Annotated in this window: 25 protein-coding genes; 8 read left to right on the top strand and 17 right to left on the bottom strand. The window is 61.0% G+C overall.

Annotation, left to right across the window (positions count from 1 at the left end):
- Positions 1 to 3: 3 nt before the first annotated feature.
- The 9 genes from hemW to PSH97_RS26340 all read right to left on the bottom strand — a co-directional run bounded on the left by hemW (position 4) and on the right by PSH97_RS26340 (position 6644).
- Positions 4 to 1206 (bottom strand): radical SAM family heme chaperone HemW, encoded by a 1203-nt coding sequence (hemW, locus tag PSH97_RS26380; RefSeq protein ID WP_305447268.1) that lies wholly within the window; start codon positions 1204 to 1206, stop codon positions 4 to 6.
- Complete coding sequence (rdgB, locus tag PSH97_RS26375) at positions 1203 to 1799, bottom strand: RdgB/HAM1 family non-canonical purine NTP pyrophosphatase (RefSeq protein WP_305447267.1); 597 nt, start codon at positions 1797 to 1799, stop codon at positions 1203 to 1205. Before rdgB ends, hemW begins: the two co-directional genes overlap by 4 nt.
- On the bottom strand, positions 1796 to 2230 hold the full coding sequence (locus PSH97_RS26370) for a DUF4426 domain-containing protein (RefSeq protein ID WP_305447266.1): 435 nt from the start codon (positions 2228 to 2230) through the stop codon (positions 1796 to 1798). Before PSH97_RS26370 ends, rdgB begins: the two co-directional genes overlap by 4 nt.
- A 26-nt stretch (positions 2231 to 2256) precedes the next feature.
- Positions 2257 to 2877, bottom strand: coding sequence for a methionine biosynthesis protein MetW (metW, locus tag PSH97_RS26365; protein ID WP_007939351.1), 621 nt, complete (start codon positions 2875 to 2877; stop codon positions 2257 to 2259).
- 7 nt (positions 2878 to 2884) lie between these two features.
- Entirely contained in the window at positions 2885 to 4024 is a 1140-nt protein-coding gene (gene metX, locus PSH97_RS26360) for a homoserine O-succinyltransferase MetX (protein WP_305447265.1), read from the bottom strand.
- A 178-nt stretch (positions 4025 to 4202) separates the two neighbouring features.
- Positions 4203 to 4493: a DUF167 domain-containing protein gene (locus PSH97_RS26355; RefSeq protein ID WP_305447264.1), complete on the bottom strand. Its 291-nt coding sequence runs from the start codon at positions 4491 to 4493 to the stop codon at positions 4203 to 4205.
- Complete coding sequence (locus tag PSH97_RS26350) at positions 4493 to 5080, bottom strand: YggT family protein (RefSeq protein ID WP_305449872.1); 588 nt, start codon at positions 5078 to 5080, stop codon at positions 4493 to 4495. The genes PSH97_RS26355 and PSH97_RS26350 overlap by 1 nt, the downstream gene beginning before the upstream one ends.
- A 24-nt stretch (positions 5081 to 5104) precedes the next feature.
- A complete protein-coding gene (gene proC, locus PSH97_RS26345; RefSeq protein ID WP_305447263.1) occupies positions 5105 to 5923 on the bottom strand; it encodes a pyrroline-5-carboxylate reductase in 819 nt (272 codons plus the stop codon).
- A gap of 34 nt (positions 5924 to 5957) precedes the next feature.
- Positions 5958 to 6644 carry a YggS family pyridoxal phosphate-dependent enzyme gene (locus PSH97_RS26340; protein ID WP_305447262.1) on the bottom strand — a complete coding sequence of 229 codons (687 nt, stop codon included), beginning with the start codon at positions 6642 to 6644 and terminating at the stop codon, positions 5958 to 5960.
- 56 nt (positions 6645 to 6700) lie between these two features.
- On the opposite strand from PSH97_RS26340, the gene PSH97_RS26335 reads away from it, so the two are divergent.
- Positions 6701 to 7735, top strand: a complete 1035-nt coding sequence (locus PSH97_RS26335) for a type IV pilus twitching motility protein PilT (RefSeq protein ID WP_305447261.1) — start codon at positions 6701 to 6703, stop codon at positions 7733 to 7735.
- Positions 7736 to 7784: 49 nt separating this feature from the next.
- Here the strand turns inward: PSH97_RS26335 and PSH97_RS26330 are convergent, their stop codons facing one another.
- On the bottom strand, positions 7785 to 8408 hold the full coding sequence (locus tag PSH97_RS26330) for a C40 family peptidase (RefSeq protein WP_305447259.1): 624 nt from the start codon (positions 8406 to 8408) through the stop codon (positions 7785 to 7787).
- A gap of 250 nt (positions 8409 to 8658) precedes the next feature.
- On the opposite strand from PSH97_RS26330, the gene PSH97_RS26325 reads away from it, so the two are divergent.
- Positions 8659 to 9090, top strand: a complete 432-nt coding sequence (locus PSH97_RS26325) for an NINE protein (protein WP_123719687.1) — start codon at positions 8659 to 8661, stop codon at positions 9088 to 9090.
- 110 nt (positions 9091 to 9200) lie between these two features.
- Here the strand turns inward: PSH97_RS26325 and PSH97_RS26320 are convergent, their stop codons facing one another.
- The 7 genes from PSH97_RS26320 to gshB all read right to left on the bottom strand — a co-directional run bounded on the left by PSH97_RS26320 (position 9201) and on the right by gshB (position 15127).
- A complete protein-coding gene (locus PSH97_RS26320) occupies positions 9201 to 10472 on the bottom strand; it encodes a dihydroorotase (protein WP_123719686.1) in 1272 nt (423 codons plus the stop codon).
- Positions 10469 to 11473 (bottom strand): aspartate carbamoyltransferase catalytic subunit, encoded by a 1005-nt coding sequence (locus tag PSH97_RS26315; RefSeq protein WP_007897943.1) that lies wholly within the window; start codon positions 11471 to 11473, stop codon positions 10469 to 10471. Before PSH97_RS26315 ends, PSH97_RS26320 begins: the two co-directional genes overlap by 4 nt.
- Before the next feature lie 27 nt (positions 11474 to 11500).
- Positions 11501 to 12004, bottom strand: coding sequence for a bifunctional pyr operon transcriptional regulator/uracil phosphoribosyltransferase PyrR (gene pyrR / locus PSH97_RS26310; RefSeq protein WP_305447258.1), 504 nt, complete (start codon positions 12002 to 12004; stop codon positions 11501 to 11503).
- A 98-nt stretch (positions 12005 to 12102) separates the two neighbouring features.
- Positions 12103 to 12540 carry a Holliday junction resolvase RuvX gene (ruvX, locus tag PSH97_RS26305; RefSeq protein ID WP_007897947.1) on the bottom strand — a complete coding sequence of 146 codons (438 nt, stop codon included), beginning with the start codon at positions 12538 to 12540 and terminating at the stop codon, positions 12103 to 12105.
- A complete protein-coding gene (locus tag PSH97_RS26300) occupies positions 12540 to 13112 on the bottom strand; it encodes a YqgE/AlgH family protein (protein WP_019650230.1) in 573 nt (190 codons plus the stop codon). The genes ruvX and PSH97_RS26300 overlap by 1 nt, the downstream gene beginning before the upstream one ends.
- An 84-nt stretch (positions 13113 to 13196) precedes the next feature.
- On the bottom strand, positions 13197 to 14096 hold the full coding sequence (locus PSH97_RS26295) for an energy transducer TonB (RefSeq protein WP_305447257.1): 900 nt from the start codon (positions 14094 to 14096) through the stop codon (positions 13197 to 13199).
- 77 nt (positions 14097 to 14173) lie between these two features.
- A complete protein-coding gene (gene gshB / locus PSH97_RS26290) occupies positions 14174 to 15127 on the bottom strand; it encodes a glutathione synthase (protein WP_305447256.1) in 954 nt (317 codons plus the stop codon).
- A gap of 233 nt (positions 15128 to 15360) precedes the next feature.
- On the opposite strand from gshB, the gene pilG reads away from it, so the two are divergent.
- The 6 genes from pilG (at position 15361) to PSH97_RS26260 (ending at position 25331) form a co-directional block, all read left to right on the top strand.
- A complete protein-coding gene (gene pilG / locus PSH97_RS26285; RefSeq protein WP_038980984.1) occupies positions 15361 to 15765 on the top strand; it encodes a twitching motility response regulator PilG in 405 nt (134 codons plus the stop codon).
- Positions 15766 to 15822: 57 nt separating this feature from the next.
- Positions 15823 to 16188, top strand: coding sequence for a twitching motility response regulator PilH (pilH, locus tag PSH97_RS26280; protein ID WP_007897961.1), 366 nt, complete (start codon positions 15823 to 15825; stop codon positions 16186 to 16188).
- A gap of 10 nt (positions 16189 to 16198) precedes the next feature.
- Positions 16199 to 16753 carry a chemotaxis protein CheW gene (locus PSH97_RS26275; protein WP_305447255.1) on the top strand — a complete coding sequence of 185 codons (555 nt, stop codon included), beginning with the start codon at positions 16199 to 16201 and terminating at the stop codon, positions 16751 to 16753.
- Positions 16754 to 16893: 140 nt separating this feature from the next.
- Positions 16894 to 18942, top strand: coding sequence for a methyl-accepting chemotaxis protein (locus PSH97_RS26270; protein ID WP_305447254.1), 2049 nt, complete (start codon positions 16894 to 16896; stop codon positions 18940 to 18942).
- Positions 18943 to 18979: 37 nt separating this feature from the next.
- Positions 18980 to 24883 (top strand): Hpt domain-containing protein, encoded by a 5904-nt coding sequence (locus tag PSH97_RS26265; RefSeq protein ID WP_305447253.1) that lies wholly within the window; start codon positions 18980 to 18982, stop codon positions 24881 to 24883.
- Complete coding sequence (locus tag PSH97_RS26260; protein ID WP_305447252.1) at positions 24876 to 25331, top strand: chemotaxis protein CheW; 456 nt, start codon at positions 24876 to 24878, stop codon at positions 25329 to 25331. Before PSH97_RS26265 ends, PSH97_RS26260 begins: the two co-directional genes overlap by 8 nt.
- The last annotated feature ends 19 nt before the right edge of the window (positions 25332 to 25350 follow it).

Genomic DNA, 25350 nt, shown 5'->3' with positions numbered 1-25350 from the left:
TCCTTATGTCAGAAAATTCTGCAGCAAGTCATTGAGAAAGAGTTGTCCGCGCAGCGTGGCCGCCAGACGTGACGGTTCGACCTGCAACAAGCCACTTTGTTCGGCCTCGCGACGGCCTTCGGCGAGGCTTTCCAGGGGCAGCCCGGTGCGCTCCGTATACAACCGCGCTTCGACGCCCTCGGTCAGGCGCAAGGCGTTCATCAGGAACTCGAACGGCAGTTCTTCGTTGGTCAGCGCTTTCTCGCCAGCCTTGAAGCTTTTGGCCGGATTGAGGTAATCCTTCGGCAGGCGAGTCTTCCAGGTGCGTACGATGCGCCCGTCCGGATGGCTGAGCTTGCCGTGGGCACCGGCGCCGATGCCGATGAAGTCGCCGAAACTCCAGTAATTGAGGTTATGCCGCGCCGGACGGCCGGGCCGGGCATAGGCCGAGACTTCGTATTGTGCGTAACCGTGCTCGGCCAACAGCGCCTGGCCGGCCTCTTGAATGTCCCACAGGGCGTCATCTTCCGGCAGCGTCGGCGGCTGGTTCCAGAACACCGTGTTCGGCTCCAGGGTCAGCTGATACCAGGACAGGTGCGTCGGCTTCAGGGCAATGGCCTGGCGCAGGTCGTTCAGGGCGTCGTCCAGGGACTGATCGGGCAAACCATGCATCAGGTCCAGGTTGAAGTTGTCGAAACCTGCCTGACGGGCCATGCCGGCGGCACGCACGGCTTCATCACCGTTGTGGATCCGCCCCAGGGCCTTGAGTTTCTCTTCCTGAAAACTCTGGATGCCGATCGACAAGCGATTGATGCCCAGCGCCCGGTAGGCGCGGAATTTCTCCTGCTCGAACGTTCCAGGGTTGGCTTCCAGGGTGATTTCGATGTCGCTGGCAAACGGAATACGTTGCTCGACACCCTTGAGCAAGCGGCCCAACGCTTCAGCACTGAACAGGCTCGGCGTGCCGCCACCAAAGAAGATCGAACTCAGCTCGCGGCCATAGACCGCATGCAGATCCTGATCTAGGTCGGCCAGCAAGGCGTCGACATACTCTTCTTCCGGCAGCACCGGGCTGGCGGTGTGGGAGTTGAAGTCGCAATAGGGGCATTTGCGTACACACCACGGAATGTGGATGTACAGCGCCAGGGGCGGCAGCACAGGCAAAGCGGCCCGAGGCGATTGCGCGCCGCCGAAGATCAGCGGCGACGCGGATGATTCAATGGTCATTTCAAGCCCAGACGCTGGCGCAGTAGATCCATTGCACGGGCGCGGTGACTGATCTGGTTCTTGTCGCTGGGCTTAAGCTCGGCACTGGAGCACTCGCGTTCCGGCACCCAGAACAGCGGGTCGTAGCCAAAGCCCTGTTCACCACTGGCCTGGGTCAGGATGCGCCCATGCCACAGGCCTTCGCAGAGGATCGGCAACGGATCGTCGGCATGACGCACCAGCGCCAACACGCAGACGAACTGCGCGCCGCGCTCGGCTTGTGGCACGTCTTTCATGACGTCGAGCAGTTTGGCGTTGTTCGCCGCATCGCCTTTACCGTCAGCGTAGCGGGCCGAATAGATACCCGGCGCCCCGCCGAGGAAATCCACCGCCAGCCCCGAATCGTCGGCCAAGGCTGGCAGACCGGAAATGCGCGAGGCATTGCGGGCCTTGAGAATGGCGTTCTCGACGAACGACAGGCCGGTTTCTTCAGGCTCGACGCTGCTGAACTCACCGATCGAGCGCAAGTGCACCGATTCGCCGAGCATGGCCTGGAGTTCCTTGAGTTTGCCGGCGTTATGGCTGGCCAGTACGAGTTGCGTGAAATTCATCATTGGCCGGGGAAAAGCTCTTGTTGGAAACTGATGGTGTTGGTTTTGTCGCCGGTCTGCACCTTGATGTCAAAGGTGCGGATTTCCTGCTGATCCACCGGGAACTGGGCGATGTAGTACACCGCGCCTGTTTCAGTGATCTGCTTGAACTTCAGCGGGATGCTTTGGCTGGTCAGGTCTTTGACCGTGCCGCTGACCTGAGCTGTCTGTGGTTTACCTTCCTTCAGTACCGAGACGTTGATCACGCCCTGATTCTTGCTGCGGGTCAGCTCGGCCGCTTTGGCGATCTCCGGCGTCAGGAAGGTGGAGTTGAAGGTGTTGTAGTGCACCGTCACATCGCCAAAGGTTTCCTTGCGCTCGCCCTTGATGACATCGGCGGCCATGGTGGTAATGCTCAGGCAGGCAGTAAGTAAAAACAGCGCTAGACGACCCATGATCGTTCTCCTCGAAGTGTCGTGATTCAGACCGCGACCTTGTGGTCCGGCAGACCGGGGCTGCTGACGCGATAGATGCCGATCTCACCTAACAGATTAGGCCATAGCTTACTGGCCCACCCATGCCGATGCTGTTGATCCACGGCAAGCCGATCAATGACCTTGGCTTCACGTTCGCGACACAGCGCTTCAAAGTCTTCGAAAGTGCAGAAGTGGATGTTCGGCGTGTTGTACCAGGTGTACGGCAGAAACTCCGAAACAGGCATCCGGCCCTTGCTCGCCAGGTACCAGCGGCAACGCCAGTGACCGAAGTTGGGGAAGGTGATGATGCATTGGCGACCGACCCGCAGCATTTCGTCGAGGATCTTGTCCGGGTAGTGCACAGCTTGCAGGGCCTGGGTCATGACCACGATGTCGAAGCTGTTGCTGGCGAAGTTGCCCAAGCCCTTGTCCAGGTCCTGCTCGATGACGTTGATGCCCTTGGCCACGCACTCGGCAATGTTGTCCGGGTCGTTTTCCAGGCCATAGCCGGTGACCTGTTTGTGGTCACGCAGCCAGGTCAGCAACTCGCCGTCACCGCAACCGAGATCGAGCACGCGGCTGCCGGCGGGGATCCATTCCTGGATGATTTCCAGATCGGCTCTCATGTCTTCCTCAAAGCGCTATTCGGTTCATGTAATTGCTGAAGGCCTGCAAGTACCGTGGGATCGGAATCAGGAAGGCATCGTGACCTTGCGGAGCATCGATCTCCAGGTAGCACACGTCTTTCCTGGCCGCCATCAGCGCGTCCACCAGTTCCCGCGAGCGGGCAGGGGAGAAGCGCCAGTCGGTGGTGAAGGACATCACGCAGAACCTGGCCTGGGCATTGGCGAAGGTTTTCGCCAGATCATTGTCGAAGTTCGCTGCCGGGTCGAAGTAGTCCAGCGCCTTGGTCATCAGCAGGTAGGTGTTGGCGTCGAAACGTCCGGAAAACTCTTCGCCCTGATACCGCAGGTAGCTTTCGACCTGAAACTCGACGCTGTGGAAGTCGTAGTTGAGCTTTTCGCTCTTCAGGCCGCGACCGAATTTCTCGCCCATGGAGTCGTCGGACAGGTACGTGATGTGCCCGACCATCCGCGCCAGCATCAGCCCGCGCTTGGGGATCACACCCGCTTCCTGGAACGAGCCGCCGTGGAACTCCGGGTCGGTGAGGATCGCCTGGCGTGCAACTTCGTTGAACGCGATGTTCTGCGCCGACAGTTTCGGTGCCGAGGCGATGGCCAGGCAGTGCCGCACGCGGTCCGGGTAGGTGATGGTCCACTGCAAGGCCTGCATGCCGCCGAGGCTGCCGCCGATCACCGCCGCCCATTGGCGGATGCCGAGCAAGTCGGCGAGACGTGCCTGGCTGTGGACCCAGTCTTCCACGGTCAGTACCGGGAAGTCGGCACCGAATGGCTTGCCCGTTTCCGGATTGATGCTGCTGGGGCCGGTGGAGCCGTTGCAGCCGCCGAGATTATTCAGGCTGACCACGAAAAACTTGTTGGTGTCGATCGGCTTGCCGGGGCCGATGCAGCTGTCCCACCAACCGGGTTTGCGGTCGTCGGGGCTGTGGAAGCCGGCAGCGTGATGGTGACCGGACAAGGCGTGGCAGATCAGCACGGCATTGCTCGCCGTAGCGTTCAGCGTGCCGTAGGTTTCGTAGATCAGGTCATAAGCGGGCAGCGAACGTCCGCAGGCCAGGGCCAGGGGGTCACTGAAGTGCGCCACTTGCGGCGTCACCAGACCAACAGAATCGGGGGGGAAGGCAGCTGGCATCGACCCTGCTCTCATTGAAATGAGGCGTAAGTCTAAAGACCGCTGCCCGTAGCAGCAAGCGACGACCCATGATCGTTCCCACGCTCCGCGTGGGAATGCCTCAATGGACGCTCTGCGTCCGCTTCGGCAGGGACGCGGAGCGTCCATTGAGGCATTCCTTTGCTGCGCGTGGGAATGATCAAGGCAGGGTCAATTCCGGCAAATCAGGCAGCTTCTTCGGCGAACAGATCCGCACCCGCTTCTGCCGGCTCAGCTCACCGCTGATCAAACTCACCTGACTCTTGGAAACCCCGAACGCCTTGGCCAGAAATGCCATCAGGTACGCATTGGCCTTGCCTTCAACGGGCGGTGCGGTCAGGCGGATCTTCAGGCGATCGCCATGCAGCCCGCAGAAATCATCGCTGCGGGCCGCAGGTTGCAGGTGACACTCCAGAATCAGGTCATCACCGTCCCAGCGAAAGTAGCTCATCAGATCAGACCGAACAGTTCCTTCGGCATGAGGGCGTAGTACGCAAGGCGTGGAATCAGCCAGCTTTGCAGCAACTGCAGCGCGATAAACGCGAAGATCGGCGAGATGTCCAGGCCGCCCAGGTTCGGCACGATCCGGCGGAACGGCGCGAGTACCGGCTCAGTGATCTGCTGGACCAGTTCTGCGCCCGGATTGTGGCTCCCCGGAGCAACCCAGGACAGAATCACGCTGATAATCATCGCCCAGAACAGGATCTTCAAAAACAGCGCAAAGATACCAATCAATGCCCACGGTGCCAGAAACAGCACGTCAACCTCGTAGCCACGGAGCAGCAGGATGACCGCATACAGTGCCATTTGCACGATCAACGCCAGTACCAGCGACGACATGTCCAGCCCGAACATGCTCGGGATAACCCGACGCAATGGCTTGAGCAGCGGTTGAGTGGCTTTCACGGCGAACTGGCAGAGCGGGTTGTAGAAGTTCGCCCGCACCAGTTGCAGGATGAAGCGCAGCAGCACGATCAGCAGATACAGGCTGCTCAGGGTTTGAATCACAAAAATGGCAGCGTCATTGAGTCCGAGCATCATTGATTCCTTTGTAAGAGCTGATTAGCGACCGAGTTGCTCAGCCATCTCGGCCGAGCGGTGCGCAGCGGCGCCGAGTGCTTTTTCTACCAGGGCTTCGAAGCCGCCGGCCTGAAACGACTTGATCGCCGCTTCGGTGGTGCCCGCAGGCGACGTCACGCGACGACGCAGTTCAGCCGCGTCGACATCGCTTGCGACTGCCATGTGTGCAGCACCCAAAGCGGTTTGCACGGTCAGTTGTGCGGCGATGTCCGCTGGCAGACCGAGCTTCACGCCAGCGGCGGTCATGGCTTCGATCAGCAGGAAGAAATACGCCGGGCCCGAGCCGGAAACGGCGGTGACCGCGTCCAGTTGCTGTTCTTCGTTCAGCCACAGGGCAATGCCAACCGCCGACAGCAGCTCTTCAGCTTGCTGGCGTTGTTCGGCGCTCACTTCGCTGGTGGCGAACAAACCGCTCACGCCCTGGCGCAGCAGCGCCGGGGTGTTGGGCATGCAGCGCACGATAGGCTGGGCACCCAGCCAGTTTTTCATGCTGGCGCAGGTGATGCCGGCCGCAATCGAAACCACCAGTTGGTTCGGCTTGAGGTTTGGGCGAATGGCTTCGCAAACGGCTTTCATCGCCTGCGGTTTGACCGCCAGCACGATCACGTCCACGCCCTGAATGGCTTCGGCGTTGTCGGCGAACACTTCGATGCCGTATTCGGCGCTCACGCGGGCACGGGTTTCTTCACCCGGATCGCTGGCGCGGATCTGCGCGGCGTCCAGACCTTTGGCGCGCAGGCCGCCGATCAGGCTGGCGGCCATGTTGCCGGCTCCGATAAAGGCAATACGAGTCTTGCTCATGTCAGGTCCTTATAGATAGGTGAGTCAGCCATGTTCATGGTCGACTGTAATCGCGGGCGCCAAACAGGGCCGTACCGATACGGACCCAAGTGGCGCCCTGGGCAATGGCCGACTCGAGGTCGTGGCTCATGCCCATGGAAAGTGTGTCGAGTGGCAGATTCAGGCTGGCTTGCAGGCTCTGCACGGCAGCAAAGGCTGCATCCTGGGCGGCGCGATCTTCAGTCGGCTCGGGAATCGCCATCAGCCCGCGCAATTTCAAGCGCGGCAGAGCGCTGATGGCATGGGCCAGGGCGGGCAGGTCGGCCGGAGTGCAGCCGGACTTGCTGGCTTCACCACTGACGTTGACCTGAATGCAGATGTTCAATGGAGGCATATCGGCAGGGCGTTGTTCGGACAGGCGTTGTGCGATTTTCAAGCGATCCACGGAATGCACCCAGTCGAAATGCTCGGCGATAGCGCGAGTCTTGTTCGATTGAATGGGGCCGATGAAGTGCCAGATCAAGGGCAGGTCGGCCAACTCGAGCTGTTTGCTCAAGGCTTCCTGCAGATAGTTTTCGCCAAAGTCACGGATCCCGGCGGCATAGGCTTCACGCAGGGCCTCGGCGGGCTTGGTCTTGCTCACGGCCAGCAGCTGGATGCTGTTCTCATCGCGGTGGGCGGCTTTGGCTGCTGCCTGGATGCGTGAACTAACCTGAAGAATGTTGTCTGCTATCGTGGACATCAAGAGGCGCCAGCGGTCTGAAGGTTCGCGGCATTCTACTGGAATTGAGGAGCGCTATGGATATCACTGAGCTGCTGGCTTTCAGCGCCAAACAAGGCGCGTCTGACCTGCACCTGTCCGCCGGCCTGCCACCGATGATCCGTGTCGACGGCGATGTGCGACGCATCAACCTGCCGGCCCTGGACCACAAGGAGGTGCATGACCTGATCTACGACATCATGAACGACCTCCAGCGGGTGGACTTCGAGAAGCATCTTGAAACCGACTTTTCCTTCGAAGTGCCCGGCGTGGCGCGTTTTCGGGTCAATGCCTTCAACCAGAACCGTGGTGCTGGCGCGGTATTTCGGACCATTCCGTCCAAGGTCCTGAGCATGGACGATCTGGGCATGGGGGAAGTGTTTCGCAAGATTACCGAAGCCCCGCGAGGCCTGGTGCTGGTGACCGGCCCGACCGGATCGGGCAAGTCCACCACGCTGGCGGCGATGATCGATTACCTGAACAACCATCGCCATCATCACATCCTCACCATCGAAGACCCCATCGAGTTCGTCCATGAATCGCGCAAATGCCTGATCAATCAGCGTGAAGTCCACCGTGATACCCGCAGCTTCGCCACGGCGCTGCGCTCGGCCCTTCGCGAAGACCCGGACGTGATTCTGGTAGGGGAAATGCGTGATCTGGAGACTATACGGCTAGCTTTGACTGCCGCCGAGACCGGTCACTTGGTGTTCGGCACGCTACACACCACGTCGGCGGCGAAAACCATCGACCGGGTCGTGGACGTGTTTCCGGGCGACGAGAAATCGATGGTGCGCTCAATGCTCTCCGAGTCGTTGCTGGCGGTGGTGTCCCAGACATTGATCAAGAAAATCGGCGGCGGGCGAGTTGCCGCCCACGAAATCATGCTCGGCACTTCGGCGATCCGTAACCTGATCCGCGAAGACAAGGTGGCGCAGATGTACTCGTCGATTCAGACCGGAGGGTCGCTGGGGATGCAGACACTGGATATGTGCCTGAAGGAGCTGGTGACCAAGGGCGTGATCAGCCGCGAGCATGCGCGGGAGAAGGCGCGGTCGCCGGATAACTTCTGACAGGAAGTTGATCGTTCCAACGCAGAGCGTGGGAACGATCGGTGTTGGATCAACGCTGAACAACCCGCAACGCGTTCTGTTCTTTCGGCAGAACCCGCTTGGCAACCACGTAGTGGCTTTCCCAATACGGTTTCTTCAGGGTGTCGATGCTCACCGACTTGCCACGACGTGGTGCGTGGATGAAGCGGTCGTTGCCCAGGTAGATAGCAACGTGATTCACCCGGCGGCTCTTGAGTTTGAAGAAAATCAGGTCGCCTGGCTTCAGATCGTTGCGATCGACTTTCTCGCCATGACCGCTGGCCATGGCGTTCGAGGTACGGGGCAAGTCAAACGTGGCGTCGTTGAACGCGTATTTCACCAGACCGCTGCAATCGAACCCTTTACTTGGGCTGCTGCCACCCCAACGATAAGGTGTACCGAGCACGTTTACCGCGCGGCTCAGCACGTTGCTGCTTTCCTTGCTCGCCATCGGCGGGACTAGCTTGCTGTTTATGCTGCTCAGTTGGCTGGAGCGTTTTACTGTCTGTTTATTGTTTTTGCTCGAAGGAGCAGAAACGTGGGATTTTGGGGTGTAACCATTAACGTTGGGAAGACGTTGCTCACGATTGGTGGCGTGGGCGGCCAGGGGCAATAATAGGCAAATGGTTAGCCATGTCTTGAAAAATGGACGCATTAGGCAAGGCTCATATGGGTGAACGCGCAACTTTATAACAGCTTTTTTGGCCCTTCCGAGGCCGTTGGTCGATCCAGGCTGGGGGCGACGGAACTAAAAAGCGGCAAAATTGCCGTGAGTTGTCGGACAAAAGTCAGGCATTACAAGGCTTTGACAGGAGTGAAGGTAGCATTTGCCGTATGTCGGCCGCCTGTAAAAAAGTCACAAAGAATTCAAGAATATTTCTCTATCGTGTGAGTCGAGGTCATCCATGAACACCTATCAACACCCCGTTTCAGAGCAAGACACACACAGCAAAGTGATTGGTTACCTGTTGTGGATTTTCGGTTTTACCGGGGCTCACCGCTTCTATTACGGCAAGCCGGTGACCGGGACGATCTGGTTTTTTACCTTCGGTTTGCTGGGTATCGGCTGGCTGATCGACCTGTTTCTGATTCCGGCCATGGATCGTGAAGCGGACCTGCGTTTCACCGCCGGGCCCATCGAATACAACGTTGCGTGGATTCTGCTGACGTTTCTCGGGGTTTTCGGCGTACACCGGATGTACCAGGGAAAGTGGATCAGCGGGTTGCTGTACCTGGTGACGGGCGGGTTGTTCTTTCTGGGGGTGTTGTATGACTTCTGGACGTTGAATGACCAAGTGTCGATTCGCAACGCGCAGAACAGAGGCGCCTTCCAGTAAGTCATCGCGGGCAAGCCCGCTCCCACAGTGAATGTGTATTGTCCGCAAATCTTGCGGCCAACCGATAACCCTGTGGGAGCGGGCTTGCCCGCGATTGGAGCAACGCGGTTTTACGCCTGGTGGCTAATCCGCCCATCCACCAGGGTGTAACGCACCACACCCGGCAGGCTGTGACCTATGAACGGGCAGTTTTCGCCCTTGGACAGCCAGGTCTCACCGGCAACGGTCGAGGCCGCAGGGTCGAACAGTACGATATCTGCTGGCCCACCCACAGCCAGCTTGCCCGCCGGCAGACGCAACGCTTCGGCAGGGCCAGCGCTGAGTCGTGCTAGCAGCGTTGGCAAGTCCAGCAAACCGTCTTCCACCAATGTCATCGCCAGCGGCAGCAGCAGTTCAACACTGCTGATGCCCGGCTCGGTGGCACCGAACGGCGCCAGTTTGGCATCGCGTTCATGGGGCTGATGATGGCTGGAAATGGCTGACACCACCCCCGACTTCAGCGCTGCCCGCAGGCCATCGCGGTCCGCACGGGTGCGCAGCGGCGGCTGGACGTGATAGAGGCTGCTGAAGTCGATCAGCGCTTCGTCGGTGAGGATCAGCTGATACAACGCCACGTCTGCCGTGACCTTCAGGCCACGGGCCTGGGCCTGGGCGATCAGCGCCACACCGCGGGCGCTGGTGAGCTGGCTGAAGTGCGCACGCACGCCGCTTTGTTCGACCAGCAGCAGATCCCGGGCCAGGGCCACGGTTTCGGCGGTTTCCGGAATGCCCGGCAAACCGAGGAAACTTGCAGTCGGGCCTTCATGGGCCAGGCCACCTTCGGCCAGATCATGGTCCTGCGAGTTGAAAATCACCGTCAGGTCGAACGTCGCCGCGTATTCCAGCGCCCGGCACAGGGTACGGGTGTTGCGGAAACTCTCCAGACCATTGCCGAAGGCTACGCAGCCGGCATCGCGCAAGGCGACCAGTTCGGCCAGCTGTTCGCCATCCAGGCCTTTGCTCAGGGCGCCGATCGGGAAGACTTTGGTGTTGCCGGCTTCGCGGGCGCGGTCGAGGATCAGTTCGGCCACCGCCGAGGTGTCCAGTACCGGTTTGGTTTTCGGTGGGCAGCACAGGCTGGTCACGCCACCGGCGGCAGCGGCGCGGGTCTCGCTGGCAATCGAACCTTTGCGGCTGTAGCCCGGCTCGCGCAGGGCAACGTTCAGGTCAACCAGACCCGGGGCCGCCACCAGGCCCTTGGCGTCGATGGTGTCTACTGCAACGAAACCCGCTGGAGCGGCGCCAAGGGCGACGATCTTGCAGGCTTCAACGTGGATATCAGTCACTTGATCCAGGCCGCTGGCCGGATCGATAACGCGTGCGCCGAGAATGCTGAGCTTCACTGGGCGTTCTCCTGCTCGAATTGGCGCTGGGCTGTTTGCCCGCTCATGGCCATGGACAGCACAGCCATACGAATCGCGATCCCGTAGGTCACCTGGTTGAGGATCACCGAGTGCGGACCGTCGGCCACCGCCGACTCAATCTCCACCCCACGGTTGATCGGCCCCGGGTGCATGACGATGCAATCCGGTTTGGCCCCGGCCAGGCGCGCGGTGGTCAGGCCGAACAGGCGGTAGAACTCGCCTTCGCTCGGCAGCAGGCCGCCGGTCATGCGTTCACGCTGCAGGCGCAGCATGATCACCACGTCGACGTCTTTCAGGCCTTCGGTCATGTCGGTGTAGACCTTCACGCCGTACTGCTCGATGCCGATCGGCAGCAGGGTTTTCGGCGCGATCACGCGGATGTCCGGGCAGCCGAGGGTTTTCAGGGCCAGCATGTTCGAGCGCGCTACCCGCGAGTGCAGGATGTCGCCGACGATGGCCACCGAAAGGTTTTCGAAGCCGCCCTTGTGCCGACGGATGGTGAGCATGTCGAGCATGCCCTGGGTCGGGTGGGCATGACGGCCGTCGCCACCGTTGATGATCGCCACTTGCGGGCAGACATGCTCGGCGATGAAGTGCGCCGCGCCGGAATCACCGTGACGCACGACGAACATGTCGGCGGCCATGGCTTCCAGGTTGCGCAGGGTGTCGAGCAGGGTTTCGCCCTTGCTCGCCGACGACGTCGACACGTTCAGGGTGATCACGTCAGCCGACAGCCGCTGGGCCGCCAGTTCAAAGGTGGTGCGGGTGCGGGTGGAGTTCTCGAAGAACACGTTGCACACGGTCTTGCCGCGCAGCAACGGGACTTTCTTCACCGCCCGGGCGCCGACTTCGAGGAACGAGTCGGCGGTGTCGAGGATTTCCGTCAACAACTCGCGGCGCAAACCGTCGAGCGAGAGGAAGTGTCGCAGCTGGCCCTGATCATTGAGCTGCAGCGGGCGCTTGGTTTCTAGAGGCGTCATCGCGAGGGGGACTCTCAATAGGGCGAATTAAAGGGCGAGGTCTTGAAGTTCGAGCTTGAGTTCCGGGCCGGACAGCTTCACTCGTTCGTGGGCCGCCAGCGACAGCGTCGCGCCAACCACGTTCGGGCGGATCGGCAGTTCACCGGCGTCCAGATCCAGCAGGCACACCAGCGTCACGCTGGCCGGACGGCCGTAATCGAAGAGTTCGTTCATCGCGGCGCGGATGGTCCGACCGCTCATCAGCACGTCATCGATCAGCACCAGGTGCTGGCCTTCGATCTCGAACGGCAGCGCCGATGGGCGTACTTGTGGGTGCAGGCCGTTCTGGCTGAAGTCGTCGCGGTAAAACGAAACGTCCAGGGTGCCCAGGGGCGCATCGCTGCCCAGTTCATCGAGCAATGCCTGCGCGACCCAGACGCCACCGGTCCGAATACCGATGTAACGCGGTTCGCTGATGCCACGGTTTTCCAGATAAGCCTTGAGACGGGTCGCCATCTGGCTGATCAGTTCGGCGGGATTGGGCAGGCTCATGGTTTGCTCCTTCTTTGTCCCCAGCCGATGCTGCTTGAGTGGTGGCTCGGGTTGTCGCTAAGGGAGACGCCGCAGCGGCTCTTCAGAATTAGGTGCGGTCAGGATTCGAACAGTGCGGTGTTCTCGTCGAGCCAGCCTTGCAGCAGCAGCGCGGCAGCGATGGCATCGACCGGATTGTCGCGGTAACTGCCTTTTTGGCCACCACGGACCAGTCGTTCGCCCTTGGCCTCGAAAGTGGTCAGGCGCTCGTCATGCGTATAGAAGGGCAGGTTGTAGCGGCCGTTCAGGCGTCGGGCGAACTTCTCGGCCCGCAGGCACATGTCGCTGGGTGTGCCGTCCATGTTCAGCGGCAGGCCGACCACCACAGCGTCGGGTTTCCACTCTTTAATCAGGGCTTCGACCTGATTCCAGTCGGGAATACCGTTTTGCGCCTTCAAGGTGCACAGCTCGCGGGCCTGGCCGGTAATCACCTGGCCGACTGCAACGCCGATCTGTTTGGTGCCGTAGTCGAAACCCAAAATCAACCGCAGGGCCATCAGGCGTGCCCCGCCTGGCTGGTGAGCAGGCTGAGATTGATACCCAGGTGCTTGGCCGCCGCTTCGAGGCGCAATTCGCTGCTGGTGTTGAACAGGATGTCGGCATGGAACGGGCAGGTCAGCCAGGCGTTGTCGGCCAGTTCGGCTTCCAGTTGCCCGGCTTCCCAACCGGCGTAGCCGAGGGTGATCACGCTTTTAGCGGGGCCGACGCCGTCGGCGATGGCGAACAGCACATCCTGGGAGGTCGACAGCGACAACTCGCCGTCCAGATCAACGGTGGCCTGATAGGTTTTTCCCGACGGGTGCAGGACAAAACCGCGATCGGTTTGCACCGGCCCGCCGATAAAGATCGGCACATGCTGGCAGAGCACTGGCGGTTCGATATCGGGGCGCAATTGCTCGAGGATATCGGCCAGGTTCAGGTCCTGCGGGCGGTTGACCACCAGCCCCATGGCACCATTGGCCGTGTGCTCGACGATGTAGGTCAAGGTGTGCGCAAAGTTCGGGTCGGCCATGTGAGGCATGGCGATCAGGAAGTGATGCTTGAGGTAGCTGGGGCTGACGTTCTTCATGAGCGCTAGTGTGGCGTTGGAGGGGCGAACTGACAAGCCGGGGATGCCGCAATTTGGCAGTTGGCACAGATCAAATGTGGGGTGTCAGTTGCTGGAGAGCTTGTCCCCACGCGCAAACTTCCAGGTGCGGATGATTTCCAGGCGATCGATGTCCGACAGATCCCCGGTAAACGGTGCAAACGGTGCCGCGAGCCTTACGATGCGCTGCGCCGCCTGGTCCAGCAGCGGCTGGCCGGAAGACTCCAGCACCAGCACTTCATACAGCGAGCCGTCGCGGTTGATCGAGACCATCAGTCGCAAATTGCCGTAAATCTGTTTGCGCCGGGCTTCGTCGGGGTAGTTGAGGTTGCCGATGCGCTCGACCTTCTTGCGCCATTCATCTTTGTACCAGGCACCCTTGTCGCGCATGGTCGATGCGGCGCTCAAGCGGTGGATGCGCGGGCGCTTGGCGTACAGCTGTTGTTCGTTGGCCAGTTCGGCTTCCAGGCTGGCGATGTCGCTGGACAGCTGCGCGCTGTCGAACGTCGGTGCCGCTACTTGGGGTTTGGTCAGGGGCTTGGGTTCTTCAGTCTTGGTTGCGGCTTTTTTCGGCTTCGGCGCGACGGTGGTCACAGACGCCTTGGGCGCGGCTTCCTGCACTTGAGGCTTGGCCGCCGGCGGTGGGGTGACTTGCTGCACCTTGTTGTCCTGGAAGGGCGCGACCTCGGTGGTCTTGGGTGTCGCCTTTTTCTCCAGGGTGCCGCTGCCTTCCTGATTTTCCTGGGCGAGAAAATCAGCTTTCTCAGGCTTCTTGTCGCTTTTGAAAGTGGCGAGGGTGATTTCCAGGGTTTTGCTGATTTGCTTGGGTTCGACCATGGAAAACCCGACGCCCAACAGCAAGGCCAGGTGAATCAGCGCCGCCAGAAACAGGGTAAAACCGAGGCGATCAGCCGGACGCACGCCACGGTGGGCGAGTTCAACGGGCAGATCGGACGGGAGTGTCATAACAAGAAAACCAACATCGCGTTTTTTACAAGCCGGGGATGATAACGCAATGTTGGTCGGTTCTTGGCTGTTCTCGATCAACGAGTCTTGAGCTTCTGATCGATGGCATCCATCAAAAGGCCACCAATGTCAGTGCCGAATGCGTTATCGATCTCGCGAATGCAGGTCGGGCTGGTGACGTTGATTTCGGTCAGATGCTCACCGATTACGTCGAGACCGACGAACAGCAAGCCCTTCTCACGCAGGGTCGGGCCGACTTGTGCAGCAATCCAGCGATCTTTTTCGGTCAGCGGTCGGGCTTCGCCACGGCCACCGGCGGCGAGGTTGCCACGGGTTTCACCGAGCGCGGGAATCCGGGCCAGGCAGTAATCCACCGGCTCGCCGTCGATCATCAGGATGCGCTTGTCGCCATCAACGATCGCTGGCAGGTAACCCTGGATCATGATCTGCTGACGGCCATGCAAGGTCAGGGTTTCGAGAATCACCGACAGGTTCGGGTGGCCAGCGGTGTGACGGAAGATCGACGAACCGCCCATGCCATCCAGCGGCTTGAGGATCACGTCACCGTGATGGTCGGCGAATTCGCGCAACACGTCCGGGCGACGGCTGACGATGGTCGGCGGCGTGCACTGGGGGAACAGCGTGGCGAACAGCTTTTCGTTGCAGTCACGCAGGCTTTGCGGCTTGTTCACCACCAGTACGCCGGCGCGCTCGGCTTGCTCCAGCAGGTAAGTGGAGTAAACGAACTCCATGTCGAACGGCGGATCCTTGCGCATCAGGATCACGTCCAGATCGCTCAGCAGCGCGTCGCTTTCGGCGCCCAGTTCGAACCACTTGTGCGGGTCGGCGAAGACTTTCAGCGGACGCATCCGCGCGCGGGCCTCGCCCTCGGCCTGATACAAATCGCGCTGTTCCATATAGAACAGTTCCCAGCCACGCTTTTGCGCGGCCAGCAGCATGGCCAGCGAGCTATCCTTTTTATAGGAGATGCTGGCGATAGGATCCATGACAATCCCGACGCGAACGCTCATGGGGTTTTCCTCGAAATTGGGGTGGAAAGTGTTGTGAAAAAGTGGCGTCAGAGTGGCGCTGAGTGTGTTCCCGGTCAAGGAAAAACCACCGCCAGGGTCGCCCGATAGATTGGATGGGGAGACTGTGCTAAAAAGGCTGCCATGCCGTGTTGGCCCTTGAGTATCAAGGGTTTCGGGCCACCGACGAGTGGCAAACGGACATATTGATTCACAAAGGCGACGGTAGAGCCACTATGGAACAGCATTCCAGCGCCTTGAAGGTCATGGTGATCGATGATTCGAAAACGATTCGTCGCACCGCCGAAACGCTGTTGAAAAACGTGGGCTGTGAAGTCATCACCGCAATCGATGGTTTCGATGCCTTGGCCAAGATTGCCGACAATCACCCCGGCATCATCTTTGTCGACATCATGATGCCGCGTCTGGATGGCTATCAGACCTGCGCGTTGATCAAGAACAACAGTGCGTTCAAGTCCACGCCAGTGATTATGCTGTCGTCCAAGGACGGGTTGTTCGACAAGGCCAAGGGGCGGATCGTCGGTTCCGACCAGTTTTTGACCAAACCTTTCAGCAAGGAAGAACTGCTGAACGCGATTCAGGCCCATGTCCCGGGCTTCGCCGCCGTTTCGCCGCAGTAGGACACGCACAGTGATGCTCGGCCATGGGGCCCGGTGTCGACAAGAATGGGGAAGACCATGGCACGTATTCTGATCGTCGATGACTCGCCGACCGAAATGTACAAACTGACCGGCATGCTCGAAAAGCACGGGCATGAGGTGTTGAAAGCCGAAAACGGCGCCGACGGCGTGGCCCTGGCCCGTCAGGAAAAACCCGACGCGGTGCTGATGGACATCGTCATGCCCGGCCTCAACGGTTTCCAGGCGACCCGTCAGCTGACCAAAGACCCGGAAACCGGGCATATTCCAGTGATCATCATCACCACCAAGGATCAAGAAACCGACAAAGTCTGGGGCACGCGCCAGGGCGCCAAGGACTACCTGACCAAACCGGTCGACGAAGACACCCTGATCAAGACCCTGAACAACGTGCTGGCCGGTTGATCGTCCGGCCATGACCGAGTCGCTGACGGCTTTCGAACTGCTGCTGCAGATTGACCAGCGCTGTCGTCTGCTGGCGGCGGACCTGCCGTCCCAGCCGACCCGACAGGACAGCTGGAGCGGCATTGGCTTTCGTTTGGGCGAGCATTGGTACGTCGCGCCCATGGGCGAAGTCAGCGAAGTCCTGCACGAGCCGCGCGTTACACAATTGCCGGGGGTCAAACCCTGGGTCAAGGGCGTGGCTAACCTGCGCGGGCGCCTGCTGCCGATCATGGATTTGCATGGCTTTTTTTATGGTTATGAGCCCGGCCATGAACTGCCTGCCTTGCGCAAGCAACGGCGGATATTGGTGGTGGAGCACAACGACGTGTTTGCAGGGTTGATGGTCGATGAGGTCTTCGGCTTGCAGCACTTTGCCCAGGACAGTCTGGAGCCGGTGCCGGCCGATGGCTTGCAAGGGCCGATGTCGGCGTTCGTCAAAGGCCGGTTTCAGCGTGAGCAGAATTGGCAGGTGTTCAGCCCGTTTGCGTTGGCGCAGTCGCAAGGATTCATGAACGTCGCCGCATAACCTGTGGGAGCGGGCTTGCCCGCGATAGCGGTGCGTCAGGTTCAATAAATGTCGACTGACACGCCCTCATCGCGGGCAAGCCCGCTCCCACAGGGTTCCTGTCAGGTCTCACAAGGGTGTTGGTTAACAGGCGAGGACCGATGATAAAAGCTAAAACAGGCAAGCCAGAAGGGTCGCGCAGTCGGTCGCAGATCATCGTGCTGTTCATCGCACTGATCGTCTTCATCATGCTGCTGTTCGCCAACTTCGCGTACCTCAACACCCAGGCGAATTACGACAAACAGTACATCGGCCACGCCGGTGAGCTGCGCGTGCTGTCCCAACGCATCGCCAAGAACGCCACCGAAGCCGCCGCCGGCAAGGCCGCGGCGTTCAAGTTGCTCAGCGATGCGCGCAACGACTTCGCCCAGCGTTGGGGCTATCTGAAGAACGGCGATCCTTCCACGGGCCTGCCGCCGGCACCGTCCACCGTGCGCGCGGAAATGCGCGCCGTGCAACTGGACTGGGAGCGTTTACTGAAAAACACCGACGCCATCCTCTCCAGCGAACAGACCGTGTTGTCCTTGCATCAAGTCGCCGCGACCCTGGCCGAAACCGTGCCGCAGTTGCAGGTCGAGTACGAAAAGGTCGTCGAAACCCTCCTGCAACGTGGCGCCCCGGCCACTCAGGTGGCGATGGCCCAGCGTCAGTCGCTGTTGGCCGAGCGAATTCTCGGTGCGGTGAACACCGTGCTGTCGGGCGATGAAAATTCACAGCAGGCGGCCGACGCTTTCGGGCGCGACGCGGCGCGTTTCGGCCTGGTGCTCAACGGCATGCTTCAGGGCAATTCGGCACTGAAAATCAGTCAGGTCGAAGACCGTGATGCGCGCGCCCGGTTGACCGAGATTTCCGAACTGTTCGAATTCGTATCGGGTTCGGTGGACGAAATCCTCGAAACCTCACCGGAGCTGTTCAAGGTCCGCGAATCGGCCACCAACATCTTTACCCTGTCGCAAACCCTGCTCGATGAAGCCTCGCACCTGGCCAGCCGTTTCGAAAACCTCGCCGGCGGGCGCAACACCAATACCATCGGCGGCTATGTGCTGGGCTTGCTGGCGCTGATGTCGATCATCCTCATCGGCCTGGTGATGGTGCGCGAAACCAACCGTCAGCTGCGTGAAACCGCCGAGAAGAACGAGCGCAACCAGAACGCGATCATGCGTTTGCTGGACGAGATCGAAGACCTCGCCGACGGCGACCTGACCGTGACTGCCTCGGTGACCGAAGACTTCACTGGGACCATCGCCGACTCGATCAACTATTCCGTCGACCAACTGCGCGATCTGGTGGCGACCATCAACCTCACCGCCGGCCAGGTCGCCGCCGCCGTGCAGGAAACCCAGGCCACCGCCATGCATCTGGCCCAGGCTTCGGAGCATCAGGCGCAGCAGATTTCCGAAGCCTCCACCGCGATCAACGACATGGCCCAGTCCATCGATCAGGTCTCGGCCAACGCCGCCGAATCCTCTGCGGTGGCCGAACGTTCGGTGGAGATCGCCAACAAGGGCAACGAAGTGGTGCACAACACCATCCACGGCATGGACAATATTCGCGAGCAGATTCAGGACACCGCCAAGCGCATCAAACGGCTGGGTGAGTCTTCTCAGGAAATCGGCGACATTGTCAGCCTGATCGATGACATTGCCGATCAGACCAACATCCTCGCCCTCAACGCGGCGATTCAGGCGTCCATGGCCGGTGACGCCGGCCGCGGCTTTGCAGTGGTTGCCGACGAAGTGCAGCGCCTGGCCGAGCGTTCATCCGCGGCGACCCGGCAGATCGAGACGCTGGTGCGGGCGATTCAGGCCGACACCAACGAAGCGGTGATTTCCATGGAGCAGACCACCACCGAAGTGGTGCGCGGCGCGCGTCTGGCGCAGGATGCCGGAGTGGCCCTGGAAGAAATCGAAGGCGTATCGAAGACCCTCGCGGCACTGATCCAGAGCATTTCCAACGCCGCGCAGCAACAGACTTCGTCGGCCGGCCAGATTTCCCTGACGATGAACGTGATCCAGCAGATCACCACGCAGACCTCGTCCGGCTCCACCGCCACCGCCGAGAGCATTGGCAACCTGGCGAAAATGGCCAGCCAGCTGCGACGTTCGGTGTCCGGTTTCACCTTGCCGGCCAAGTCTGCGGACAACGCTTGAACCGCCTCTGGGCGGATGCATCTTGATTGGAGTGGTTATGGGTGATCGGCACGACTATGTGGCCCTTGAGTGGGTCAAAGGCGAGATTGCCGAAACGCTGAAGCAGGCTCATCAGGCAATCGAAACCCTGATCGACGACCCGCAGGCGACGCACGCGCTGAGCGAGTGCCTGGCCTGTGTCCATCAGGTTCACGGTAGTTTGCAGATGGTCGAATTCTACGGCGCGGCCCTGCTCGCCGAAGAAATCGAGCAGCTGACCAGCGCCTTGCAGCAGAACCGCGTCAACCATCGTGACGAGGCGATCCATCTGTTGCTGCACGCCCTGGGGCAATTGCCGACTTACCTCGACCGGGTGCAAGGCGCCCGTCGTGATTTGCCTTTAGTCGTGTTGCCGTTGATCAACGACCTGCGCAGCGCCCGTGGCGAAAGCCTGTTATCGGAAACCAGCCTGTTCAGCCCGCAACTGCCGGAGCTGCCGCCCCTGAGCCAAGAAGCCCTGGCGCTGCTGGAACCGTCCGACTTGCCAAATATGCTGCGCAAATTGCGGCAGATGTTGCAGATGGCGCTGGTCGGTTTGCTGCGCGAGCAGGATGACGAAACCCACTTCGGTTATCTGGCCAAAGTGTTTGCGCGCCTCGAAGCGCTGTGCGACAACGCGCCGCTGAGCCCGTTATGGCACGTCGCTTCGGCGCTGGTCGAGGGCATGCGCAATGGCACGATTGCCAACAGCCCGGCGTTGCGCAGCCTGTTCAAGGACACCGACAAAGAACTCAAGCGTTTGCTCGAACAAGGCATGCCCGGAATCAATCAACCGGCACCGCCAGAGCTGCTCAAGAGTTTGTTGTTCTATATTGCCAAGGCCGAACACCCCACCGGGCAGATGCTGACCATGAAAGATCGCTACTCACTTGACGACGCGTTACCCAACGGCGCGATGGTCGATGAAGAACGGGCACGGCTGGCCGGCCCTGACCGCGACGCCATGCGTTCGGTATTGGCGGCGTTGTGCGAAGAGCTGGTGCGGGTCAAGGAGCGCCTGGACCTGTTCGTGCGCAGCGACCGTCAGCACATCTCGGACCTCGAAAGCCTGCTGGCGCCCCTGCGGCAAATCGCCGACACCCTGGCGGTGCTGGGTTTCGGCCAGCCGCGCAAGGTCATCATCGATCAACTGGCGGTGGTGCTGAGCCTTGCCCAGGGCCAGCGCGAGCCCAACGACGCGACCCTCATGGACGTCGCCGGGGCCTTGCTCTATGTCGAAGCGACCCTGGCCGGCATGGTCGGCACCGTGGAGCCGCAAAGCCAGGAAGACAGCCGTCTGCCGACCACCGACCTGACGCAGATTCACCAGATTGTCATCAAGGAAGCGCGCATCTGCCTGCAACAGGCCAAGGACATGATCGTCGACTACATCGACGCCGACTGGGACCGCCAGCATCTGCAACCCTTGCCGGCGTTGCTGACCCAAGTGCGCGGTGCGTTGGCGATGATTCCGTTGGCCCGCGCGGCGAGCCTGATCGAGACCTGCAACGGCTTCATCCGCGAGCATCTGCTGGTGGACCCGGGCCAGCCCGGCTGGCAGCAACTGGACAGCCTGGCCGACGTCATCACCAGCATCGAATATTACCTGGAGCGCCTCAGCGACGACCCCGAAGCGCCGGGTGAACACCTGCTCGATGTCGCGGAAAAAGGCTTGGCCTCACTCGGCTTCTTCCCCCTCGAACAGCAGGTGCCGATGCTCAAGGATGTACTCAGCCCCAGTGAAGCCCTGGTCATGCAAGACATGCAGGAACTGGACGACCCCGAAACCGTTCAGTCCCTGGCCGATGTGCTGGCCAGCCCCGTATCGTCCGTCAACCCGCCAGCCCTGACCACGCCGGGGAGCCTGTTGCCGCCGCCCGCCGGTGAAGAACCGGTAGACGATGAGCTGCGGGACGTCTTTCTCGAAGAGACTGACGAGGTGCTGGAAGTCCTCGAGGAATATCTGCCGCGCTGGTCGGCCAGTCCCGACAGCACATCGGTCTTGAGTGAATTACGCCGCGCCTTCCACACCCTCAAAGGCAGTGGCCGGATGGTCCGCGCGCTGGTGCTGGGCGAACTGGCCTGGGCGGTGGAAAACCTGCTCAACCGCGTGCTTGAACACAGCGTTGCACCGGGCCCCGCGGTGCAACAACTGGTGGGCGATGCGCTGAAGCTGCTTCCGGATCTGGTGGCCGAGTTCGCCGCCAATGCCCAGCGCCAACGCAACGATGTCGATCAATTGGCCGCCCGCGCCCATGCCCTCGCCAAGGGTGATAAACCTGTATCCGATGAGGACGTGCAGGATGTCGCGGCGCTCGATCCACTATTGCTGGAGATCTTCCGCAACGAAGCTGAAACCCATTTGAGCAGCCTCAATCGCTTTCTCGACCAAGCCTCCGAACACGTACCGCTTCAGGCCAGCGACGAGTTGCAGCGGGCGTTGCATACGCTCAAGGGCAGCGCCTCGATGGCCGGCGTGCTGCCGATTGCCGAGCTGGCGGCGTCGCTGGATGAACTGGCCCGGGAGTACAAGGCGCACCGGATTGCCCTTGATCTGGACGAAGTCGAATTGCTGCTGGAAGCCGAAGGGCTGTTCCGCCTTGGCCTGCGACAGCTCAAGAGCGATCCGCTGGCTGAAATTCCCGACGCCCGCTCGTTGATTGAGCGAACCCACGCAGTGCTGGCCGAGCGCCTGCAAAGCCTCTTGAGCACGCCCAATACGCGGCAGCGCATCAAGCGCGATCCGCAACTGATCAACAATTTCCTTGCCCAGGGCATGGACATCCTGCTGGACGCCGAAAGCCTGTTGCAGCGCTGGCAGCAGCATCCCGGCGAACGCCAGGAACTCAGCGCGCTGCTGGACGAACTGACCACCCTCGGCGAAGGCGCGCACCTGGCCGACCTGCATCCGGTGGATGAACTCTGCGAAGCCTTGCTCGACCTTTATGGTGCTGTGGAAGAAAGCAGCCTGGCGGTCAGCGACAGGTTTTTCCACGAGGCGCAAAGTGCCCACGAAGCGCTGATCAACATGCTCGACGAACTGGCCGCCGGCCAGGAAGTCACTGCGCAACCGCAGCGGGTGCGAGCCTTGCGCGGTTTGCTCGATGAGAGTCTCGATCCTTCGTCCATGGGCCTGATCCGCAGTGACGGCAGCCGTACCCTGAGCATTCGAGAGCTGGGCAGCGCCACGGCCGAGCTGGAGCAGACCGCGACTCAGGTGGAGCTGGACGACGAAATCGTTTCGATCTTTCTTGAAGAAGCGGTGGATATTCTCGAGAGCGCCGGCCAGGCCCTGCAACGCTGGTTGAGCGAACCGGACAACGCCGCGCCGCTCCTGTCCTTGCAGCGCGACCTGCACACCCTCAAAGGTGGCGCGCGGATGGCTGAGGTCGAGCCGGTCGGCGATCTGGCCCATGAACTGGAAAGCCTTTACGAAGGCCTGGTGGACCGCCGTTACAGCTACAGCGAAGCGCTGGCGCAGTTGCTGCAACAGAGCCATGACCGACTGGCCATGTTCCTTGATCAGTTGCAGCACAACCGTCCGTTGGGTGATCCGGGTGAGTTGATCGCAGCCATTCGTGAGTTTCGCCAGGGCAATACCGGCAGCGCCGAGGTGACCGAGCCAGCGGTCAGCAATGACTCGACGGGCCATGATCCCGAGCTTCTGGAAATCTTCCTCGAGGAAGGTTTCGACATCATCGAAAACTCCGGCGCGGCACTGCTGCGCTGGCAGGCCGAGCCTTCGAATCGCCAGGAAGTGGAAACCCTGCTGCGGGACCTGCACACCCTCAAGGGTGGCGCGCGGATGGTGGAGATTGCGCCGATTGGCGACCTGGCCCATGAACTGGAATTCCTCTACGAAGGCTTGTCGGCGGGCGTGCTCCAACCCACCGTCGAGCTATTCTCGCTGTTGCAACGCAGCCATGACCGACTGGCGCAGATGCTCGACGCCACCCGCGCCGGTCAGCCACTGCCGCCGGCCGATCGGCTGATCGACGCGATCAAGAATTTCAGCCATCCGGCGGTGCCCGAAACATCGGCACCCGTGACGCTGCCCGTAGCAGCCAAAGCCGAGCCAGCCGCACCCCAACCCGAAGGTGCCGACACGGTCAAGGTTTCGGCGGAGTTGCTCGACGACCTGGTCAACTTGGCCGGGGAAACTTCAATCTTCCGAGGCCGCATCGAACAACAGGTCAACGACGCACGGGTGGCCCTGAGCGAGATGGAAACCACCATTGAGCGCATGCGCGACCAGTTGCGCCGCCTCGATACCGAAACCCAGGGGCGGATTCTCAGCCGTCAGCAAGTCGACGCCGAGCGCTTGGGCTACGAAGAATTCGACCCGCTGGAGATGGACCGTCATTCGCAGCTGCAACAGTTGTCGCGGGCGCTGTTCGAGTCAGCCTCCGACCTGCTCGACCTCAAGGAAACCCTCGAGCGGCGCAATCAGGACGCGGAGAACCTGCTGCAACAGCAGGGCCGCATTAACACCGAATTGCAGGAAGGCCTGATGCGTACGCGCATGGTGCCATTCGAGCGAATGCTGCCGCGTTTGAAACGCATCGTTCGTCAGGTCGCCAGCGAACTGGGCAAGGACGTGGACTTCGTCGTCGGCAACGCCGAAGGCGAGATGGACCGCAACGTCCTCGAACGCATGGCCGCGCCGCTGGAACACATGCTGCGCAACGCCGTCGACCATGGGCTGGAATCGGCCGAGGTGCGTATCGCGGCGGGTAAACCGGCCCAAGGCAAGATCACCCTCGACCTGTCGCGAGAGGGCGGCGACATCATTTTCGACATCCGCGACGACGGTGCCGGCGTGCCGCTGGACGCCGTGCGGCGCAAGGCAATCAAGCGCGGGTTACTCCACCCGGACAGCGACATCAGCGACCGCGACGTGCTGCAATTCATCCTGCAACCGGGGTTCTCCACTGCCGAGAAAATCACTCAGATCTCCGGGCGTGGCGTCGGCATGGACGTGGTTCACGAAGAAGTCCGGCAGCTCGGCGGCAGCATGATCATCGACTCTGTGCCTGGGCAGGGCGTGCATTTCCGGATTCGCCTGCCGTTCACCGTGTCGGTCAATCGCGCGCTGATGGTGCAGTGCGGGGAGGATCAATACGCGATCCCGCTGAACACCATCGACGGCATCGTTCGCGTGCTGCCCAACGAACTGGAAGGGCATTACCGGCTCGATCCGCCGACTTACGAATATGCCGGGCAACGTTATGAGCTGTGCTATCTCGGCGAGCTGCTGAAAACCAGTACCCGCCCGAAACTGCTGGGCCAGAGCTTGCCGTTGCCGGTGCTGCTGGTGCAATGCAACGAGCGGCACGTCGCGGTGCAGGTGGATGCCACGGCCGGTACCCGGGAAATCGTGGTCAAAAGCCTAGGCCCGCAGTTCGCCGCGGTGCAGGGGTTGTCCGGCGCGACGATTCTCGGCGATGGTCGGGTGGTGCTGATTCTCGACTTGCTGTCGCCGATCCGCGCGATGCAAGCGCGGGTGCCGCAACGACCGGTGACGCAGGACGTAGAGCCCGAGTCGCAACGGCCGTTGCTGGTGCTGGTGGTCGACGATTCGGTCACCGTGCGCAAGGTCACCAGCCGTTTGCTGGAACGCCACGGCATGAACGTGCTGACCGCCAAGGACGGTGTCGACGCCATGTTGCTGCTCGAAGAACACAGGCCCGACCTGATGCTGCTGGACATCGAAATGCCGCGCATGGACGGCTTCGAAGTGGCGACCCTGGTGCGCGCCGACGAACGCTTGCGGCATCTGCCGATCATCATGATCACCTCTCGTACCGGCCAAAAACACCGCGACCGCGCCATGGCCATCGGCGTCAACGACTACCTTGGCAAGCCATACCAGGAATCGGTGCTGCTCGACAGCATCGCCCGGTGGAGCAAAACCCATGCATGAACACCGCTCCAGCAACCTCACTGGGCTTTTATTGCCCTTGGCGGATCGCAACCTGATCCTGCCTAACGTCGCTGTCGCTGAACTCATCGACTATCAGCCGGGAGCTTTCGATCTCGATACACCGCCGTGGTACCTGGGGCGGGTGACGTGGCGCGAACGGCAGATTCCACTGCTCAGTTTCGAGGCGGCGTGTGGCAACAAAGTCGTGATCGGGGAACGGGCGCGGATCGTCATCCTCAATGCCCTTGGCGGGCGGCCTGAGTTGAAGTTCATTGCGCTGCTGGTGCAGGGGATTCCGCGCTCGTACAAGCTCGACAGTCAGTTGAGTTATGTGGATGTGCCGTTGTGTTCCCTGGAAAAGGCGGCGGTGCAGGTGGGGGAGCAAGTGGCCAAGGTGCCTGACTTGCTTGCGCTGGAGGAGTTGCTTGTGAATGCGGGTCTGGTCTGACCGGATGATCGTTCCCACG

It is taken from the genome of Pseudomonas cucumis, assembly GCF_030687935.1.
Lineage (GTDB): Bacteria > Pseudomonadota > Gammaproteobacteria > Pseudomonadales > Pseudomonadaceae > Aquipseudomonas > Aquipseudomonas cucumis.
Note: the sequence above shows the minus strand (reverse complement) of the source record. Positions and strands in the feature narration are given on the sequence as shown.

Coding starts and splice junctions, on each gene's coding strand:
- hemW (WP_305447268.1), bottom strand. CDS start 1,206: ATGACCATTGAATCATCCGCGTCGCCGCTGATCTTCGGCGGCGCGCAA.
- rdgB (WP_305447267.1), bottom strand. CDS start 1,799: ATGATGAATTTCACGCAACTCGTACTGGCCAGCCATAACGCCGGCAAA.
- PSH97_RS26370 (WP_305447266.1), bottom strand. CDS start 2,230: ATGGGTCGTCTAGCGCTGTTTTTACTTACTGCCTGCCTGAGCATTACC.
- metW (WP_007939351.1), bottom strand. CDS start 2,877: ATGAGAGCCGATCTGGAAATCATCCAGGAATGGATCCCCGCCGGCAGC.
- metX (WP_305447265.1), bottom strand. CDS start 4,024: ATGCCAGCTGCCTTCCCCCCCGATTCTGTTGGTCTGGTGACGCCGCAA.
- PSH97_RS26355 (WP_305447264.1), bottom strand. CDS start 4,493: ATGAGCTACTTTCGCTGGGACGGTGATGACCTGATTCTGGAGTGTCAC.
- PSH97_RS26350 (WP_305449872.1), bottom strand. CDS start 5,080: ATGCTCGGACTCAATGACGCTGCCATTTTTGTGATTCAAACCCTGAGC.
- proC (WP_305447263.1), bottom strand. CDS start 5,923: ATGAGCAAGACTCGTATTGCCTTTATCGGAGCCGGCAACATGGCCGCC.
- PSH97_RS26340 (WP_305447262.1), bottom strand. CDS start 6,644: ATGTCCACGATAGCAGACAACATTCTTCAGGTTAGTTCACGCATCCAG.
- PSH97_RS26335 (WP_305447261.1), top strand. CDS start 6,701: ATGGATATCACTGAGCTGCTGGCTTTCAGCGCCAAACAAGGCGCGTCT.
- PSH97_RS26330 (WP_305447259.1), bottom strand. CDS start 8,408: ATGCGTCCATTTTTCAAGACATGGCTAACCATTTGCCTATTATTGCCC.
- PSH97_RS26325 (WP_123719687.1), top strand. CDS start 8,659: ATGAACACCTATCAACACCCCGTTTCAGAGCAAGACACACACAGCAAA.
- PSH97_RS26315 (WP_007897943.1), bottom strand. CDS start 11,473: ATGACGCCTCTAGAAACCAAGCGCCCGCTGCAGCTCAATGATCAGGGC.
- pyrR (WP_305447258.1), bottom strand. CDS start 12,004: ATGAGCCTGCCCAATCCCGCCGAACTGATCAGCCAGATGGCGACCCGT.
- ruvX (WP_007897947.1), bottom strand. CDS start 12,540: ATGGCCCTGCGGTTGATTTTGGGTTTCGACTACGGCACCAAACAGATC.
- PSH97_RS26300 (WP_019650230.1), bottom strand. CDS start 13,112: ATGAAGAACGTCAGCCCCAGCTACCTCAAGCATCACTTCCTGATCGCC.
- PSH97_RS26295 (WP_305447257.1), bottom strand. CDS start 14,096: ATGACACTCCCGTCCGATCTGCCCGTTGAACTCGCCCACCGTGGCGTG.
- gshB (WP_305447256.1), bottom strand. CDS start 15,127: ATGAGCGTTCGCGTCGGGATTGTCATGGATCCTATCGCCAGCATCTCC.
- pilG (WP_038980984.1), top strand. CDS start 15,361: ATGGAACAGCATTCCAGCGCCTTGAAGGTCATGGTGATCGATGATTCG.
- pilH (WP_007897961.1), top strand. CDS start 15,823: ATGGCACGTATTCTGATCGTCGATGACTCGCCGACCGAAATGTACAAA.
- PSH97_RS26275 (WP_305447255.1), top strand. CDS start 16,199: ATGACCGAGTCGCTGACGGCTTTCGAACTGCTGCTGCAGATTGACCAG.
- PSH97_RS26270 (WP_305447254.1), top strand. CDS start 16,894: ATGATAAAAGCTAAAACAGGCAAGCCAGAAGGGTCGCGCAGTCGGTCG.
- PSH97_RS26265 (WP_305447253.1), top strand. CDS start 18,980: ATGGGTGATCGGCACGACTATGTGGCCCTTGAGTGGGTCAAAGGCGAG.
- PSH97_RS26260 (WP_305447252.1), top strand. CDS start 24,876: ATGCATGAACACCGCTCCAGCAACCTCACTGGGCTTTTATTGCCCTTG.